Source organism: Pseudomonas sp. BF-R-26 (assembly GCF_019947395.1).
GTDB classification, from domain to species: domain Bacteria; phylum Pseudomonadota; class Gammaproteobacteria; order Pseudomonadales; family Pseudomonadaceae; genus Aquipseudomonas; species Aquipseudomonas farris.
Genome location: NZ_JAGYGK010000001.1, coordinates 201,184 through 217,180 on the forward strand (window position 1 = coordinate 201,184; position 15,997 = coordinate 217,180).

Below are 15,997 nucleotides of genomic sequence, written 5' to 3' on the forward strand. Positions count from 1 at the left end.
TTCTAATTCCTCATTGGGCGCTTTCGAAACCTTCGAGAACGTTCACGGCATTGATGCCGATTTCTTCCACCGCGTAACCGCCTTCCATCACGAACAGTGTCGGCTTGCCGAGGCCCGCGATGCGCGCGCCCATCGCCAGGTAATCCGGGCTGTCGAGTTTGAATTGGGAGATCGGGTCGTCCTTGAACGTATCGACGCCCAAGGACACGACGATGATGTCGGCACCGTACTTTTCGATCTCTTTGCAGGCCTGCTCCAGCGCCGCGCTCCAACGGTCCCAGCCTGAACCGGCGGGCAAAGGGTAGTTGAAGTTGAAGCCTTCGCCCGGGCCTTCACCGTGTTCGTCTTCGTAGCCGAGGAAAAACGGAAACTCGGCTTCCGGATGGCCATGGATCGAGGTGAACAGCACGTCGCTACGCTCGTAGAAAATCGATTGGGTGCCGTTGCCGTGGTGGTAATCGACGTCGAGGATCGCGACCTTTTTGTGGCCTTGATCGAGGAATGCCTGAGCGGCGATGGCCGCGTTGTTGAGGTAGCAATAACCGCCCATCAAATCGCTGGCGGCATGGTGCCCCGGTGGACGACACAAGGCGAAAGCACAGCGAGCCCCGCGCTGGATCACCGCTTGGGCCGTGAGGGCAACTTGCGCCGCGCTATACGCCGCTTGCCAGGTGCCGGCGGTAATCGGGGCGCCGCCGTCGAAACTGTAATAGCCGAGCTGGCCGTGCAGGCTGGTGGGCATGATCCGACGCAAGGTGCGGGCCGGCCAGGTGTAGGGCAGCAAGTCGCCGTCGGTATTGAATTCGGTCCAGCGCGCCCAGGCCCCTTTGAAGAAGTCGAGGTAATCGCGGCTGTGGATGCGCTCGATCGGTCCGAGACCGAAATCCAGCGGCGCCTCGACCGGGCCCAGGCGGCGGTACTGCACGCGTGCCAGCACATGGTCGGCCCGCGAGGGCATCTCGAAACAGGGCATCAATTGCCCGTCCATCAATTCACAACGGCCGTGGTGCAGGTGGTGATCGTCCGAGTAGATCGTCAGCATTCTTGTTCTCCGCAGGCTGATTCGGTTGAACACAGTCTTGCGGCGGGCGGCGTTTGGGAGAACGGCAGGAAAGGCCAAAAGGGGATCAATATGGCCAAAAGATTTGACCGAAATTCGCCCCTTAATGGCACGTCGGCGCTTCAACATTGGCTTGGAATGCCAAACCTGTGGGAGCGGGCTTGCCCGCGAAAGCGGTGGTCCAATCAATGGAGATGCGTCGAATGTACTGACCTCTTCGCGGGCAAGCCCGCTCCCACAGGGGTTATCGGTGCGGCCGGAACTGACTCGGCGCCACACCACTCCAGCGCACAAACGCATGGCGGAAGCTCGCGGTCTCGCTGAACCCCAATGCCTCGGCAATCCGATAGATCGGCAGTTGATCTTCGCAGAGCATTCGCTTGGCCTGCTCAAAGCGCAATTCATCGAGCAGTTCCTGATAGCTGCAGCCCAGGTCCTTCAGATGTCGCCGCAGGGTGCGCGCCGAGCAGTTCAGCTGTTCGGCCAGCCCATCCAGGCCCGGCGCCGCGCTCAGTTGCGCCGCGAGTAGTTGGCGGATACGCCCGAGCCAGGCCTGACGCCCGGTGAACTCGGTGTTTTGCTTGCGACAACGTTCGGCCATGGCCTGGTGCGTGATGGCGTCGGCCAGAGGCAGGGGTTGTTCAAGCCAGCGTTTGTCGAAAGCAAAGGCATTGGACGCAGCATCGAACTGCAAGGGGCAGTCGAAACGCTCGGCGTAGCGCGCCTGATAGTCCGGCGCCGGGTGTTCGAAGCGGGCGCCGAGTAGAGGCAGAGGATGGCCGAGTAGGTCTTCACAGGTGACTTTCATCGAGACCAGGCAAAACTCGACATTGAACGGCGCCAGCGCCGGATTTTCCCGATAGTCGCCGGCGGTGAGCCAGATGCGCTCGCCATCTTCCTCCAGGCTCAACTCGAACAGCGTTCCCAATAGCGCCGGATAGTGCAGCGCCAACCGCAACGCGTCACCTAAAGTGGCGCTGGTGAGTAAGGCATACCCAAGCATGCCGTAGGACGAAACGTGCATCCGCCGGCCCAACTCCAGGCCGATATCGCGGCGTAACGCGACGGCGTTGGCGCAAACCAACATCTCTTGGTTGGTGGTGATGCGCGTGTCCGCCCGGCTCAGATCCGCCGCGCTGATGCCGCTGCCGGCCAATAACGCCTCGCTGGACAGGCCTTCAGCCTTGAAGGTATTGAGCACGAGGGAGACGGCGTTGAGGGTGGTGAGATGGGAGTGGAGCATGGGTGGTTCCAGCCGTTAAGTAGCTGGAGGTGAGCAAGTTATATGCCCAACGACGATCCTGTGGGAGCGGGCTTGCCCGCGAAGAGGCCAGTGCATTCGATGCATCTCCATTGACTGGACCACCGCTTTCGCGGGCAAGCCCGCTCCCACAGGGTTTTTTGTCGGATCAGATAAGTTCGCCGCACAGGTCGAGTTCAACCAGCCGCCGAACTTCAGCAGTCTCGAGCCCTGCGCCCAGCAACCCCTGCAATTTGCCGAATGCCGCCTCGCGAGTCATGCCGCCACCGGACAACACACCGGCGTCACGCAAGCGGCTGCCCGCCTCATACACGTCGAGCTGCACACCACCTTCATGACATTGCGTCACCGCGACCACCACCACACCTTTGTTCCGCGCCCGTTCCAGGCTGGCGAGAAACTCGGGGTTGTCGCTTGGCCCGGTACCGCTGCCATAACATTCCAGCACCAGGCCCTGAATACCGCTGTTGAGCAGGCCATCCAGTTGATCGGCACCGATGCCTGGGAACAGCGGCAACACCGCGACCTTCGCCAGCTGTTTAGGCTGGTTGTAGTTCAGCTGCGCCGGCACGGAAGTCGCCTTCACGCCGCCGCCCTGACGCTCCAGCCGCTTGAATGGATGACGACCGAAACTGCGAACCTTCGCGCAACGGGTCGGGTCGAGCAGTTCGCCGTGGAAGTACAGATGAACGCCCGGTGCGAGGCCCTGGCCAAGAGCAACCAACGCACCGCTGAGGTTTTCCCAGGCATCGCTGTCGGTCACGCCGGCCGGCAGCATGGAGCCGGTGAACACCACGCGGGCATGCAGGCCGAGCAACTGAAAGCTCATGGCTGCGGCGCTGTAGGCCAGGGTGTCGGTGCCATGCAGGATCAACACGCTGTCGCAGCCCTGGACATCAACGGCGTCGACCACTGCTTCACGCAATTGCTGCCAGTAGGCGGGCGTCATGTTGGCGCTGTCGATCAGCGGCGACATCTCGCGAAAGCGCCACTGCGGCACTACCAGCTCAGGCTGGCTGTGCAGATATCCGCGCATCCGCGCTTCGAAACCGGACGCCGGGGCCAAGCCGTGGGCACTGGCTTGCATGCCGATGGTGCCGCCGGTGTAGAGCACCATGACGTGCTGGGCAGCAGGAAAAGTCGAGGAATTCATGGAGGTTCTCCGAAAACGATGTGGGAGCGAGCCTGCTCGCGATGGCAGCGATGTGGTCTCAAGCTCGAACCAAAACGGCAGCATCAAAAAAGCTGCCACAACATGCGACCGAGCATGACGCCGGTCGCAAGCTGTGTCACGCCGGGCGCAGGGGATGCGCCCGGTTTTTTACCGATCAGCGTTGCGCTGCGGTAACGCCTTGCGGCTCGGCGTCTGCCTGTGGAGTGGCAGCTGCCGGATTGGCTGGCCAGGCTTTCAGGTCCAGGTCCAGATCCGGGAACTTGCTCGAATCGAACACCGGGGTCTTGATGCCGGCAGCGCGCTGGTCATCGTAGTCACGCAGGATGCGCATGCCGACCTTGAACAGCAGGAACAGCGCGATCAGGTTCACGAATGCCAGCATGGTCATGGTGATGTCGGCGAAGGCGAACACAGTGCCGAGGTTTTCGATGGCACCCCAGAAAATCAACACCAGTACCAGCGCGCGATAGCCGATCAGCACCTTGCGGTTTTCGCCGATCATGAAGCGCAGGTTGCTCTCGCCCAAGTAGTAGTTGTAGAGGATCGAGGTGAACACGAACAACGACAGGGCCACCGAAATGAATATCCGGCCCCAGTCGCCGACCACGGCGGCCAGGGAGTTCTGGGTCAAGGCAATGCCGTCACCTTCAAAGCCCGCGGTGTAGAAGCCCGACAGCAGGATCAGCAATGCGGTGCAGGTGCAGATCACGAAGGTGTCGAGGAACACGCTGAACGCCTGAATTACACCTTGCGAGACAGGGTGCTCGACCGAGGCTACTGCGGCTACGTTTGGCGCACTGCCCAGGCCTGCTTCGTTGGCGAATACGCCGCGCTTCACGCCCATGACGATCGCGCTGCCGATCAGGCCGCCGAACGCCTGATCCAGACCGAAGGCGCTTTTGACGATGGTCATCAACATGCCTGGAACGTGGTCGAACTGCAGCACGATCACGTAGAGGGTCACGCCGATGTAGGCCAGGGTTTTGACCGGTACCAGCAGGTCAGCGACCTTGGCGATTCGCTTGATCCCGCCGATGAACACCAGACCCAGTAACACCGCCAGGGCCAGCCCGGTGTAAGTGGTGTCGAAGCCGAACGCGTTGTTCAGCGAGTGGGTCACGGCATGGGCTTGCAGGCCGTTGAAGGCGAAGCCGAAGGTGATCAGCAGCAGGAACGCCATGATCATGCCCAGCCAGCGCTTCTGCAGGCCGTGTTGAATGTAGAAGGACGGGCCGCCACGGAACTGGCCTTCGGAGTCGCAGCGCTTGTAGAGCTGGCCGAGGGAGCATTCGAAGAAGCTGCTGGACATGCCGACCAGCGCGGTCACCCACATCCAGAACACGGCACCGGGGCCACCAAGGGTCACGGCGATGCCGACACCCGCGATGTTGCCCGCACCGACGCGACCGGCGAGGCTGAGCATCAGGGCCTGGAACGAGCTGAGCTGGCCAGCGCTGCTTTTGAGGCTGTCACGGAACACCGCGAACATGTGAAAGAAATGGCGGAACTGAACGAAACGCGAGCGGATCGTGAAGTAGCTACCGAGCCCGACAATGAGCACGATCAGTACTTTCCCTGAGAGGAAGTCGTTGATGACTTCGAGCATGGATTATTCCTCGCTATTTTTTGTGTGTGCAGATACTGGATGGACCGACACATCGCGTTACACCGGCTTGCGCGTGGCACAACAAGTGGATCGAGGTTCGTTCCGGTTCCATATCGCGGGTTTTATTAGTTCGGGTTTCGCATGGGTTTGGGTCTCGTTAACGACGACCGCTCACGCGAAGAGGGCCGGCACTATACATAAGGAGAGTGCCGTCCGTCTGCACGATTGTGGTGCAAGCGACGAAACGAGAGCGCTGCAAAATCAAAAAATCGCAGCCTTCGGTAGCCTCTACAGAGGGTCTCAAACCCGGTAGGAGCTGCCGAAGGCTGCGATCTTGGCGGAACTGAAAGCATTCAGCATATTCGAAAATCCGCAAAAGGGTTAAAAAAAAGGGCTTGAGGGAGTAAATCCCCAAGCCCTCAAAAGGTGAGAGGTGTCTAGTCCCTCGACCTGGTGAGCGTGCTCTTCAAAAGAGCCTGCGTTCGGTTAAGCCTTCAAAGGCACCAGACGCGGAGCAATCATGTTTTCCGGGCGCAGGATGTCGGCGAGCATTTCTTCGTCGAGCAAGCCTTCTTCGCGCACCAGTTCCAGCACGCCGCGGCCGCTTTCAAGCGCGATACGGGCAATGCGGGTGGCGTTTTCGTAGCCGATGTACGGGTTCAGCGCGGTGACCAGGCCGATCGAGTGTTCGACCAGTTCACGGCAGCGCTCTTCGTTGGCGGTGATACCGACGATGCAGTGCTCGCGCAGCATGTCCATGGCGCGTTGCAGCAGGCGGATCGAGTCAAAGATCTTGAACGCGATCAGCGGCTCCATCACGTTCAGTTGCAGCTGGCCGCCTTCGGCAGCGATGGTCAGGGCCAGGTCGTTGCCGATGATCTGGAACGCAACCTGGTTCACGGCTTCCGGGATAACCGGGTTGACCTTGCCTGGCATGATCGAGCTGCCTGGCTGACGCGCTGGCAGGTTGATTTCGTTGATGCCGGTGCGTGGGCCGCTGGACAGCAGGCGCAGGTCGTTGCAGATCTTCGACAGCTTGACCGCGGTGCGTTTGAGCATGCCGGAGAACAGCACGAAGGCGCCCATGTCGGAGGTGGCTTCGATCAGGTCGGCGGCTGGAACCAGCGGTTGACCGCTGATCAGAGCCAGGCGCTGAACGGCCAGGGCCTGGTAACGCGGGTCGGCGTTGATGCCGGTACCGATCGCGGTGCCGCCCAGGTTCACTTCGGTCAGCAGCTCAGGTGCCAAGGTTTTCAGACGCGCCAGGTCTTCGCTCAGGGTTGTGGCGAAGGCGCGGAATTCCTGGCCCAGGGTCATCGGCACGGCGTCTTGCAGCTGGGTACGACCCATCTTCAGAACGTGGCTGAATTCTTCACCTTTGGCAGCGAACGACTGGATCAGGCTGTCGAGGCTGGCCAGCAGCGCGTCGTGACCCAGCAGCAGACCCAGACGGATCGCGGTCGGGTAGGCGTCGTTGGTCGACTGCGCCATGTTCACGTCGTTGTTCGGGTGCAGGTACTGGTATTCGCCCTTGCTGTGGCCCATGGCCTCCAGCGCGATGTTGGCGATGACTTCGTTGGCATTCATGTTGGTCGAAGTGCCAGCGCCGCCTTGAATCATGTCCACCACGAATTCTTCGTGGAAATCGCCGCGGATCAATCGGGCACAGGCTTCGCTGATGGCAGCGTGCTTGGCTTCGCTCAGGTGACCCAACTCGCGGTTGGCGTCAGCGGCGGCCTGTTTGACCATTGCCAGGCCGACAACCAGCTTCGGGTAATGCGAAATCGGAACGCCGGAGAGACGGAAGTTGTTCACCGCTCGCAGGGTCTGGATGCCGTAATACGCTTGAGCAGGTACTTCGAGTACGCCAAGCAGGTCTTTTTCTGTGCGGAAAGATGCAGCGGAGGACATGATAGAAATCATCTCGATAGGGACCCGGTCTGTGCCGGAACACCGCAAATGCTAGGCTTGTGAATAATTTTGGGCCAATGCTGTTAAACACTAGCCTATGCACATTCGGCATAATGCCCATGTGACGCCGCGCGTGCGGCGAGCGTGTGACCTAAATTGGTGCGTGTCCGGGAGGGGCGTGATGAATCTGGAAAGCAAATGGCTCGAGGACTTTAGTGCTCTGGCCGCCACCCGCAGCTTCTCCCAGGCGGCTGAACGACGCTTCGTGACCCAGCCTGCATTCAGTCGGCGGATCCGCAGCCTCGAAGCCGCGCTGGGGCTGACTCTGGTCAATCGCTCCCGCACGCCGGTTGAGCTGACGGCGGCGGGACAGCTATTTCTAGTCACCGCGCGAACCGTGGTTGAACAGCTGGGTGAAGTGCTGCGTCACCTTCATCACTTGGAGGGCGGGCAGGGCGAGGTGATGCAGGTTGCCGCCGCTCACTCCCTGGCGCTGGGTTTCTTCCCGCGCTGGATCGCGCAGTTGCGCAACGAAGGGCTGAACATCGCCACGCGACTGGTGGCGACCAACGTTGGTGATGCCGTGCATGCATTGCGCGAAGGCGGCTGCGATCTGATGCTGGCGTTTTACGACCCGGATGCGGCCATGCAAATGGACCCGGAGATTTTCCCGTCGCTGCACCTGGGGGACACCGAAATGCTCCCGGTCTGCGCCGCCGATGCCGATGGCAAACCGTTGTTCGACCTGGAAGGCGAGGCCAGCGTGCCGCTATTGGCCTACAGCGCCGGTGCGTTTCTTGGACGTTCGGTGAACATGCTGTTGCGCCAGCGGGCGCTGCGATTCACCACTATTTACGAAACCGCCATGGCCGACAGCCTGAAAAGCATGGCGCTGGAAGGCCTTGGCATCGCCTGGGTACCGCAACTGAGCGTGCGCGCCGAACTGGCTCGCGGCGAGTTGGTGGTCTGCGGCGGCCCGCAATGGCATGTGCCACTGGAGATCCGTCTGTACCGCTGCGCATTGGTGCGCAAGGCGAACGTGCGGTTGTTGTGGCGCAAGCTTGAAGGCGGTGCGGCCCAAACCACCCCCGTTTCTTGAAGACAACGAAGAACCCTGTGGGAGCGGGCTTGCCCGCGATTGCGGCGTGTCAGGCAACATCATTGTTTGCTATGCCGGCCTCATCGCAGGCAAGCCAGCTCCCACAGGGATTTGTGGTGGATTTGATTGACCTTGAGGTCAATAAAACCGGCACTTTGCGCCGTATGACAGATGGTCGCATCGGGGGCTGTTTATCTGCTTCATTGAGGTATACTGCGCGGCCTTCGGCCGGTTCGTCCGGCCATTTTTCGTACAATCAAGCCACGCATTCTGCGTGGCTTGTTGTTTTTTGACGCGCCTGCGGGCGCCCAGAGAGAAGAGGCACGACGATGAGCGCACTGGTTGGCGTGATCATGGGCTCCAAGTCCGATTGGTCCACCCTTAGCCACACCGCCGATATGCTGGAAAAGCTCGGCATCCCTTACGAGGTGAAAGTGGTCTCTGCCCACCGCACCCCGGACCTGCTGTTCCAGTACGCCGAAGAGGCTGAGGCCCGTGGCATCGAGGTGATCATCGCCGGTGCCGGTGGCGCGGCCCACTTGCCAGGCATGTGTGCGGCCAAGACCCACCTGCCGGTGCTGGGCGTGCCGGTACAGTCGTCGATGCTCTCGGGCGTCGATTCGCTGCTGTCTATCGTGCAAATGCCGGCAGGCATTCCGGTTGCCACCCTGGCCATCGGCAAGGCCGGCGCAATCAACGCAGCGCTGCTCTCGGCGAGCATCCTGGGCGCCAAGCATCCGCAATTTCATACCGTGTTGAAGAAATTCCGCGCTGAGCAGACAGACAGCGTCCTGGACAATCCAGACCCACGCATCGCCTGAGGTTGTTGACGATGAAAATCGGTGTAATCGGTGGCGGCCAGTTGGGTCGCATGTTGGCGCTGGCGGGCACTCCGCTGGGCATGAACTTCGCTTTCCTCGACCCGGCGCCGGATGCTTGTGCAGCTGCGTTGGGCGAACATCTGCGGGCCGATTACGGCGATCAGGATCACCTGCGTCAGTTGGCCGATGAAGTCGATCTGGTGACCTTCGAGTTCGAAAGCGTCCCGGCCGAAACTGTGGCATTCCTGTCGCAATTCGTCCCGGTGTACCCGAGCGCCGAAGCGCTGCGCATCGCTCGCGATCGCTGGTTCGAAAAGAGCATGTTCAAGGACCTGGGGATTCCAACTCCCGCGTTCGCCGACATCCAGTCGCAAGCCGATCTGGATGCCGCCGTGGCTTCCATCGGTCTGCCGGCCGTGCTGAAAACCCGCACCCTGGGTTACGACGGCAAGGGCCAGAAAGTCCTGCGCAAGCTTGAAGATGTGGCTGGCACTTTCGCCGAGCTGGGCAGCGTTGCCTGCCTGCTGGAAGGCTTCGTACCGTTCACTGGCGAAGTCTCGCTGATTGCCGTGCGTGCTCGCGATGGCGAAACCAAGTTCTATCCGCTGGTTCACAACACCCACGACAGCGGCATTCTCAAGCTGTCCGTGGCCAGCACCGATCACCCGCTGCAAGCGTTGGCTGAAGATTACTCCAGTCGCGTACTCAAGCAGCTGGAGTACGTCGGCGTGATGGCGTTCGAGTTCTTTGAAGTCGACGGCGGCCTCAAGGCCAACGAAATCGCCCCGCGCGTGCACAACTCCGGGCACTGGACCACTGAAGGCGCCGAGTGCAGCCAGTTCGAAAACCACCTGCGGGCCGTCGCCGGTCTGCCGCTGGGCTCGACGGCCAAGGTCGGCGAGAGCGCGATGCTCAACTTCATCGGTGTCGTGCCGCCAGTAGAAAAAGTGATCGCGATCGACGACTGCCATCTGCATCACTACGGCAAGGCTTTCAAGGTCGGCCGCAAGGTCGGTCACGCCAATCTGCGCTGTGCAGACCGTGAGACGTTGGCTGCGCAGATCCTCAAGGTCGAAGCGCTCATCGCCGAATAGTTTCATGTGGCAGCGGCGGAACCTTCAGGGGCCGCCGTTCTCTGATGGCAGGATGCCAAAGTCTGTCTAGGCTTCGGCTAGGTGTCCTGTCTCACCAAATCATTCAGAGGGAAATGCCATGGGAATTATCGGAACCATCTTTATCGGCTTGATCGTCGGCCTGCTGGCTCGGTTCTTGAAACCGGGCGATGACAGCATGGGCTGGATCATGACCATCCTGCTCGGTATCGGCGGTTCGCTGGCGGCCACTTACGGCGGCCAGGCCCTGGGCATTTACCGCGCTGGCGAAGGCGCAGGTTTCATCGGTGCGCTGGTGGGCGCGGTGGTATTGCTGGTGATCTACGGCCTGATCAAAAAAAGGACCTGATTGAAGTGACAAAGCCCTCTCTGCGCCATCGTCGGAGAGGGCTAGAATGCTTGGCGTTGCCATCGTCACATTGTCCTATCCTTTGCCGAGCACTTTCATGCGCCGTCTTCTGCTGACTCTTCTCTTCCTGGGCAGTGGTTTGGCCCATGCCGGCGAACTGCCGGAAACCGACTGGCTCGAACTGATGCCCAAGTCGGACCAGAAAGCCCTCGAGGCCATGCCCGAAATCGACCACAACTCCCCCGAAGCCAACGGCACCTTTACCCAAAAGGGTGGCATGAAGCAGAGCAAGGGCTTGCCGGCGGTGATGTACTCGACCAAAACCGTGCCGTCGATGAACGACAAACACATCCGCATTGGCGGTTATCCGGTACCGCTGGAATCCGACGCCAAGGGTCACAGCACGCTGTTCTTCCTTGTGCCGTATCCCGGCGCTTGCATCCACGTGCCGCCACCGCCACCTAACCAGTTGGTGCTGGTGCGTTATCCAAAAGGCTTGAAGCTGAATGACATCTACACGCCGCTGTGGGTGACCGGCACGCTGAAGATCGAGAAGGTCAACAACGACCTGGCGGATGCGGCGTATGCGCTGGATGCCGCGCAGGTGCGGGTGGTCAAAGAGTCGGATTTGTAGCGCGCCAGTCAGGTCGGCACTAACCAACTGTGGGAGCGAGCCTGCTCGCGATGGCGGTTTAACAGTCAACATTGATGTTGGATGTTATGGCCTCATCGCGAGCAGGCTCGCTCCTACATTGGTTTACGGTGTTGCTATAAAGGCTTGCTACCGATGCTCACGCCCAGGGTGTGGCTCACTCCTGGTGCCAGCGTCACCACATCACCCATCACATTCGCCGTTTCAATGCATAGCATGCGCTGCCAGCCATCGTCGGCCATGTCGCTGAACGCTGCGGCGCGGTCGATCCAGGGGTTCCAGATCACCGCAGAGCGCGAACCGCTGCTGGTCAGTTCGATGCGTCGTTCCCAGTGCGGGTCAACGATGCTCAGCTTCGGTGGGGTATTGAGATAGATGCGGTCGGTCTCGCCGGTAAAACGCAGATCACCGGTCTGGGTGACGGTTTTCCAGTCGTCCAGCGTTTCGATATAGCTCAAGCCATCCAGCCCTTCAACGTGCACGTTGCGCACATCGCTGACCGCGAAATAGCTGTGCAATGCCTGGCTGATCGTGACGGGTTCGGCGCCCTTGTTTTCGCTCGTCAGGCTGATATGCAACTGCTCATCCAGACGAATGCTCAGTTTCAAGTCCACCTGATGCGGCCATCCCGGCAGACCGCCTTCGGGGTAGGGCAGGACGAATTCCACTTTCAGGCTTTCGCCCTCGGTTTCGATGCCGCCCAGTTCCCAGTCCATCGCCCGCACCAGACCATGAGCGGTCGGCGGTTCCTGGCTGACGCGCATGGCCTGGACGCTCTGCGGGTTACGCGACAGATTGCCGAACCATGGCCAGCACACCGGCACGCCGGCGCGGATGCTCTTGCCAGTCTTGAATACCGCCTCGTCGTTGAGCCAGATCAGCGGCGGCTCGCCGGCCAGTTGATAACTGAGGATGTGCGCGCCTTGCTGGGCCACCAGCAATTCGGCCTGACCGTGGCGGATGCGCCAGCAGTTCAGTTCATCCAGTTTCACGGCTTCAACGTTGGGCGTGCTCATGGGGCAACTCTCGATCAGGAACAGGACTGCAATGGACCGCAAAACGGTCGCCGGGTTTAACGCCCACTTTTTTTACGGGCTCCGGTTTAACGAGCTCTAGGCGGAACCGAGCGAGTGCGGCCGCTGCCGTCGATGGCGACAAACACGAAGACTGCTTCGGTCACTTTACGCCATTCGCTGGACAGTGGATCGTCGCTCCAGACTTCGACCATCATCTGAATCGAGCTGCGGCCGATTTCCAGGGCCTGGGTATAGAAGGAGAGCTGAGCACCCACCGCTACCGGCACCAGGAACGCCATGCGATCGATCGCTACGGTGGCCACGCGACCACCGGCGACCTTGCTGGCCATTGCGGTGCCAGCCAAATCCATCTGCGCCACCAGCCAGCCGCCGAAAATATCGCCAAAGCCATTGGTTTCGCGCGGAAGCGCGGTGATTTGCAGGGCCAGGTCGCCTTGCGGGATTGGATCTTCTTGTTCGAGCTCTATCATGCCGGGGGTGCCTCTGACCCGTGACTCTTCATGTATGTAGCGGGTGAATAGCCGTCTTACGGCTCCGCGCGCAAAGTGCCTGCGCTCGGTCATGCTGCGTTAAAAACAGGCTCGGACGCTCATTTACAGCAGCAAACTCCGCGTCCTCGCCTGTTTTTGCCTTGCCTGACCTTCGCTCGGCGACTTTGCGCACTGGAGCCTTGGAAAAACGATTCAGCCCCGAACATACTACGTTCGTCACGTTTTTCGTAAGGCGCCTAAAGGGAAACTCTGCGAAATCGGCTGACGGATGCCAACGACGGTTTCGCACAGCAACCCCTTACAAGCCGTTGCAATGTTACGAGTATATCGATCGGTAGACTCCGAGACGACCGTCCGGTTCTCATTTTGACCGTCAAATACGCGCCTCTATGTGCTTTTTTGAACAATTTGCTATCGTGCCGAACCTGCCCAAGCCTCAGCCAGCGTTGTTGAGGTTGCAGATCCGACTATAAGAGAAGCCCTTGCCATGACCACAGCGCCCTCGAGCATCGCGCAGCCCAACCAATCCGCACGTCCGCTGACCCGCAACGACTATAAGACGTTATCGCTGTCTGCCCTGGGCGGCGCGCTGGAGTTTTACGACTTCATCATCTTTGTGTTCTTTGCCACGGTGGTCGGCAAGCTGTTCTTTCCTGCCGACATGCCCGAGTGGCTGCGCCTGATGCAGACTTTCGGCATCTTCGCCGCTGGCTACCTGGCGCGGCCGCTGGGTGGCATCGTCATGGCGCACTTCGGTGATCTGCTGGGGCGCAAGAAGATGTTCACCTTGAGCATTTTCATGATGGCAGTGCCGACCCTGATCATGGGCTTGCTGCCGACTTATGCGCAGATTGGTATGTGGGCGCCGATCCTGTTGCTGCTGATGCGGGTGATCCAGGGCGCGGCGATTGGCGGTGAAGTGCCGGGGGCTTGGGTATTCGTTTCCGAACACGTGCCACAGCGGCACATCGGTTATGCCTGCGGAACGCTGACCTGCGGTCTGACCGCCGGTATTCTTTTGGGCTCATTGGTCGCCACCGCGATCAACAGCATTTACACACCGGTTGAAGTTTCGGATTACGCCTGGCGGATCCCGTTCCTGCTGGGCGGTGTGTTTGGCCTGTTCTCGGTCTACCTGCGCCGTTGGCTCCACGAAACTCCGGTGTTCGCCGAGCTTCAATTGCGCAAGGCCCTGGCCGAGGAAGTGCCGCTGCGCGCCGTGTTGCGCGACCATCGCGGTGCGATCCTGATTTCCATGCTGCTGACCTGGCTGCTGTCCGCCGGCATCATCGTGATCATCCTCATGACGCCGACCGTGCTGCAGACCGTTTACCACTTCTCGCCGACTACCGCGTTGCAGGCCAACAGCCTGGCCATCGTGTTCCTGAGCCTGGGCTGTGTAGCCTCCGGTACTCTGGCTGACCGCTTCGGCGCTGGCCGGGTGTTCGTGTTCGGTAGCGCCGCGCTGCTGATCAGTTCGTGGACGTTCTATCACAGCCTGTTCAACCATCCCGACTGGCTGTTCCCGATGTATGCCCTGACCGGTCTGCTGGTCGGGACCATCGGTGCGGTGCCGTATGTGATGGTCAAAGCCTTCCCGGCGGTGGTGCGGTTCAGCGGGTTGTCGTTTTCCTACAACCTGGCTTACGCGATTTTCGGTGGCCTGACGCCGATGGTGGTGACGTTGCTGCTGAAGGAAAGCCCGATGGGGCCTGCCTATTATGTGGCGATCATTTGCGGCGTTGGGATTTTGGTAGGGGCGTATCTCTGGAAGAAAGGGCGCTAACCTTGTAACCGATCGTTCCCACGCTCTGCGTGGGAATGCCGCCATGGACGCTCTGCGTCCGCTTTTGAATGGGACGCAGAGCGTCCCGAGATGCATTCCCACGCAGAGCGTGGGAACGATCTATCGCTAGATGCTGGCCTTTCATCCAATTGTCATATTTCAGCCATAGAGTGTTCACACGGCCTGCTGATACTTGGCCCCGACTTAACACACCTATCTGCTAGGAGTAAGGCATGAAACTGAAGCGTTTGATGGCGGCAATGACTTTTGTCGCTGCTGGCGTTGCGACTGCCAACGCGGTTGCCGCTGTTGACCCTGCTATCCCGAGCTACACCAAGACCACTGGTGTGTCGGGCAACCTGTCCAGCGTCGGCTCCGATACCCTGGCTAACCTCATGACCCTGTGGGCTGAGAACTACAAAAAAGAATACCCGAACGTAAACATCCAGATTCAGGCTGCCGGTTCTTCTACCGCGCCACCTGCGCTGACTGAAGGCACCGCTAACCTGGGCCCGATGAGCCGTAAGATGAAGGACAACGAACTGCAAGCCTTCGAAACCAAGTATGGCTACAAGCCAACCGCTATCCCGGTTGCTGTGGATGCCTTGGCGGTGTTCGTACACAAAGACAACCCGATCAAGCACCTGACCATGGAACAGGTCGACGCGATCTTCTCTTCGACGCGCCTGTGTGGCGGTAAAACCGACGTGAAAACCTGGGGTGACCTGGGCGTGACCGGCGACCTGGCCAATAAGCCGGTTCAGCTGTTCGGTCGTAACTCGGTATCCGGCACTTACGGCTACTTCAAAGAAGAAGCCCTGTGCAAAGGCGACTACAAACCTAACGTCAACGAACAACCAGGCTCGGCTTCGGTCGTGCAATCGATCAGCTCCTCGCTGAACGGCGTCGGTTACTCGGGCATCGGCTACAAGACCGCCAGCGTGAAAACCGTGGCCCTGGCCAAGAAAGGCAGCACCGAGTTCGTTGAAGATACTGAAGAAAACGCCTTGAACGGCAAGTATCCGCTGTCACGTTTCCTCTACGTTTACGTCAACAAGGCCCCGAACAAGCCTCTGGCCCCGCTGGAAGCCGAGTTCGTGAAACTGATTCTGTCCAAACAGGGTCAGGAAGTGGTTGTGAAAGACGGCTACATCCCGCTGCCAGCCAAGGTTGCTGCAAAAGCACTGGCTGACCTGGGTCTGCAGGAAGGCGGTAACGTCGCAAAAAAGTAAAACCCTAGGTCCGGGCTAAACCCGGACCTGTGTAGGAGCTGTCGAGTGAAACGAGGCTGCGATCTTTTGATCTGGCTTTCCAACTGCAAGATCAAAAGATCGCAGCCTCGGTTCCCTCGACAGCTCCTACACCCCCCCAATTTTTACTCCGCTGCCGGATTCTCCCGACGGCGGATTTGTTGCGTCACTGCATTGTCATCTTTCTGTCATACAGGATCGCTAGGGTGTGCGCATGAATGATCTGGCCAACTCCACCATGACTACAAATCCCCCCAAGCGAATTGACTTCAATACGCCTGAGCTGCAACGCAAGCGCCGTATTCGTGCGCTGAAAGATCGCCTGACCCGCTGGTACGTCCTCGTGGGCGGCCTCGCCGTTCTTGGCGCGATCACCCTGATCTTTTTC

The 15,997-nt window shown here is 59.9% G+C and carries 14 protein-coding genes; 7 read left to right on the forward strand and 7 right to left on the reverse strand.

Going from position 1 to position 15,997, the window contains the following annotated elements:
* Nucleotides 1–10: 10 nt before the first annotated feature.
* The 5 genes from KGB18_RS00960 to aspA all read right to left on the reverse strand — a co-directional run bounded on the left by KGB18_RS00960 (nt 11) and on the right by aspA (nt 7,012).
* Nucleotides 11–1,042 (reverse strand): histone deacetylase family protein, encoded by a 1,032-nt coding sequence (locus KGB18_RS00960; protein ID WP_123720144.1) that lies wholly within the window; start codon nt 1,040–1,042, stop codon nt 11–13.
* A gap of 262 nt (nt 1,043–1,304) precedes the next feature.
* Nucleotides 1,305–2,303 (reverse strand): AraC family transcriptional regulator, encoded by a 999-nt coding sequence (locus KGB18_RS00965; protein ID WP_123720145.1) that lies wholly within the window; start codon nt 2,301–2,303, stop codon nt 1,305–1,307.
* 166 nt (nt 2,304–2,469) lie between these two features.
* A complete protein-coding gene (locus KGB18_RS00970; RefSeq protein ID WP_123720147.1) occupies nt 2,470–3,474 on the reverse strand; it encodes an asparaginase in 1,005 nt (334 codons plus the stop codon).
* A 175-nt stretch (nt 3,475–3,649) separates the two neighbouring features.
* Complete coding sequence (locus KGB18_RS00975) at nt 3,650–5,101, reverse strand: alanine/glycine:cation symporter family protein (protein ID WP_123720148.1); 1,452 nt, start codon at nt 5,099–5,101, stop codon at nt 3,650–3,652.
* Nucleotides 5,102–5,587: 486 nt separating this feature from the next.
* The gene (gene aspA, locus KGB18_RS00980; RefSeq protein WP_052966087.1) at nt 5,588–7,012 is read right to left on the reverse strand and encodes an aspartate ammonia-lyase; all 1,425 of its coding nucleotides are present in this window, start codon (nt 7,010–7,012) and stop codon (nt 5,588–5,590) included.
* A gap of 181 nt (nt 7,013–7,193) precedes the next feature.
* Between aspA and KGB18_RS00985 the strand changes: the two genes are divergently transcribed.
* The 5 genes from KGB18_RS00985 to KGB18_RS01005 all read left to right on the forward strand — a co-directional run bounded on the left by KGB18_RS00985 (nt 7,194) and on the right by KGB18_RS01005 (nt 11,027).
* Entirely contained in the window at nt 7,194–8,111 is a 918-nt protein-coding gene (locus KGB18_RS00985) for a LysR substrate-binding domain-containing protein (RefSeq protein ID WP_038980569.1), read from the forward strand.
* A 329-nt stretch (nt 8,112–8,440) separates the two neighbouring features.
* Complete coding sequence (purE, locus tag KGB18_RS00990) at nt 8,441–8,932, forward strand: 5-(carboxyamino)imidazole ribonucleotide mutase (protein WP_003196369.1); 492 nt, start codon at nt 8,441–8,443, stop codon at nt 8,930–8,932.
* 11 nt (nt 8,933–8,943) lie between these two features.
* A complete protein-coding gene (locus tag KGB18_RS00995) occupies nt 8,944–10,026 on the forward strand; it encodes a 5-(carboxyamino)imidazole ribonucleotide synthase (RefSeq protein WP_123720149.1) in 1,083 nt (360 codons plus the stop codon).
* 118 nt (nt 10,027–10,144) lie between these two features.
* A complete protein-coding gene (locus tag KGB18_RS01000) occupies nt 10,145–10,393 on the forward strand; it encodes a GlsB/YeaQ/YmgE family stress response membrane protein (RefSeq protein ID WP_007896499.1) in 249 nt (82 codons plus the stop codon).
* A gap of 97 nt (nt 10,394–10,490) precedes the next feature.
* The gene (locus tag KGB18_RS01005) at nt 10,491–11,027 is read left to right on the forward strand and encodes a DUF3299 domain-containing protein (RefSeq protein ID WP_038983567.1); all 537 of its coding nucleotides are present in this window, start codon (nt 10,491–10,493) and stop codon (nt 11,025–11,027) included.
* A gap of 134 nt (nt 11,028–11,161) precedes the next feature.
* Here the strand turns inward: KGB18_RS01005 and KGB18_RS01010 are convergent, their stop codons facing one another.
* On the reverse strand, nt 11,162–12,061 hold the full coding sequence (locus KGB18_RS01010; protein ID WP_123720150.1) for a D-hexose-6-phosphate mutarotase: 900 nt from the start codon (nt 12,059–12,061) through the stop codon (nt 11,162–11,164).
* 86 nt (nt 12,062–12,147) lie between these two features.
* Nucleotides 12,148–12,552, reverse strand: a complete 405-nt coding sequence (locus tag KGB18_RS01015; protein ID WP_007896491.1) for an acyl-CoA thioesterase — start codon at nt 12,550–12,552, stop codon at nt 12,148–12,150.
* Between the two features lie 508 nt (nt 12,553–13,060).
* Here KGB18_RS01015 and KGB18_RS01020 point away from each other — a divergent pair.
* Both KGB18_RS01020 and KGB18_RS01025 read left to right on the forward strand, forming a co-directional pair.
* Nucleotides 13,061–14,359, forward strand: coding sequence for an MFS transporter (locus KGB18_RS01020; protein WP_123720151.1), 1,299 nt, complete (start codon nt 13,061–13,063; stop codon nt 14,357–14,359).
* Between the two features lie 233 nt (nt 14,360–14,592).
* Nucleotides 14,593–15,591, forward strand: a complete 999-nt coding sequence (locus KGB18_RS01025) for a phosphate ABC transporter substrate-binding protein PstS (protein WP_123720152.1) — start codon at nt 14,593–14,595, stop codon at nt 15,589–15,591.
* Nucleotides 15,592–15,997 lie beyond the last annotated feature (406 nt).

Bases quoted from the DNA above. Each gene is read 5' to 3' on its own strand.
- aspA (WP_052966087.1), bottom strand. From the start codon at position 7,012: ATGTCCTCCGCTGCATCTTTCCGCACAGAAAAAGACCTGCTTGGCGTA.
- KGB18_RS01000 (WP_007896499.1), top strand. From the start codon at position 10,145: ATGGGAATTATCGGAACCATCTTTATCGGCTTGATCGTCGGCCTGCTG.
- KGB18_RS01025 (WP_123720152.1), top strand. From the start codon at position 14,593: ATGAAACTGAAGCGTTTGATGGCGGCAATGACTTTTGTCGCTGCTGGC.
- KGB18_RS00975 (WP_123720148.1), bottom strand. From the start codon at position 5,101: ATGCTCGAAGTCATCAACGACTTCCTCTCAGGGAAAGTACTGATCGTG.
- KGB18_RS00985 (WP_038980569.1), top strand. From the start codon at position 7,194: ATGAATCTGGAAAGCAAATGGCTCGAGGACTTTAGTGCTCTGGCCGCC.
- KGB18_RS01015 (WP_007896491.1), bottom strand. From the start codon at position 12,552: ATGATAGAGCTCGAACAAGAAGATCCAATCCCGCAAGGCGACCTGGCC.
- KGB18_RS00960 (WP_123720144.1), bottom strand. From the start codon at position 1,042: ATGCTGACGATCTACTCGGACGATCACCACCTGCACCACGGCCGTTGT.
- KGB18_RS00995 (WP_123720149.1), top strand. From the start codon at position 8,944: ATGAAAATCGGTGTAATCGGTGGCGGCCAGTTGGGTCGCATGTTGGCG.
- KGB18_RS01010 (WP_123720150.1), bottom strand. From the start codon at position 12,061: ATGAGCACGCCCAACGTTGAAGCCGTGAAACTGGATGAACTGAACTGC.
- purE (WP_003196369.1), top strand. From the start codon at position 8,441: ATGAGCGCACTGGTTGGCGTGATCATGGGCTCCAAGTCCGATTGGTCC.
- KGB18_RS01020 (WP_123720151.1), top strand. From the start codon at position 13,061: ATGACCACAGCGCCCTCGAGCATCGCGCAGCCCAACCAATCCGCACGT.
- KGB18_RS00965 (WP_123720145.1), bottom strand. From the start codon at position 2,303: ATGCTCCACTCCCATCTCACCACCCTCAACGCCGTCTCCCTCGTGCTC.
- KGB18_RS01005 (WP_038983567.1), top strand. From the start codon at position 10,491: ATGCGCCGTCTTCTGCTGACTCTTCTCTTCCTGGGCAGTGGTTTGGCC.
- KGB18_RS00970 (WP_123720147.1), bottom strand. From the start codon at position 3,474: ATGAATTCCTCGACTTTTCCTGCTGCCCAGCACGTCATGGTGCTCTAC.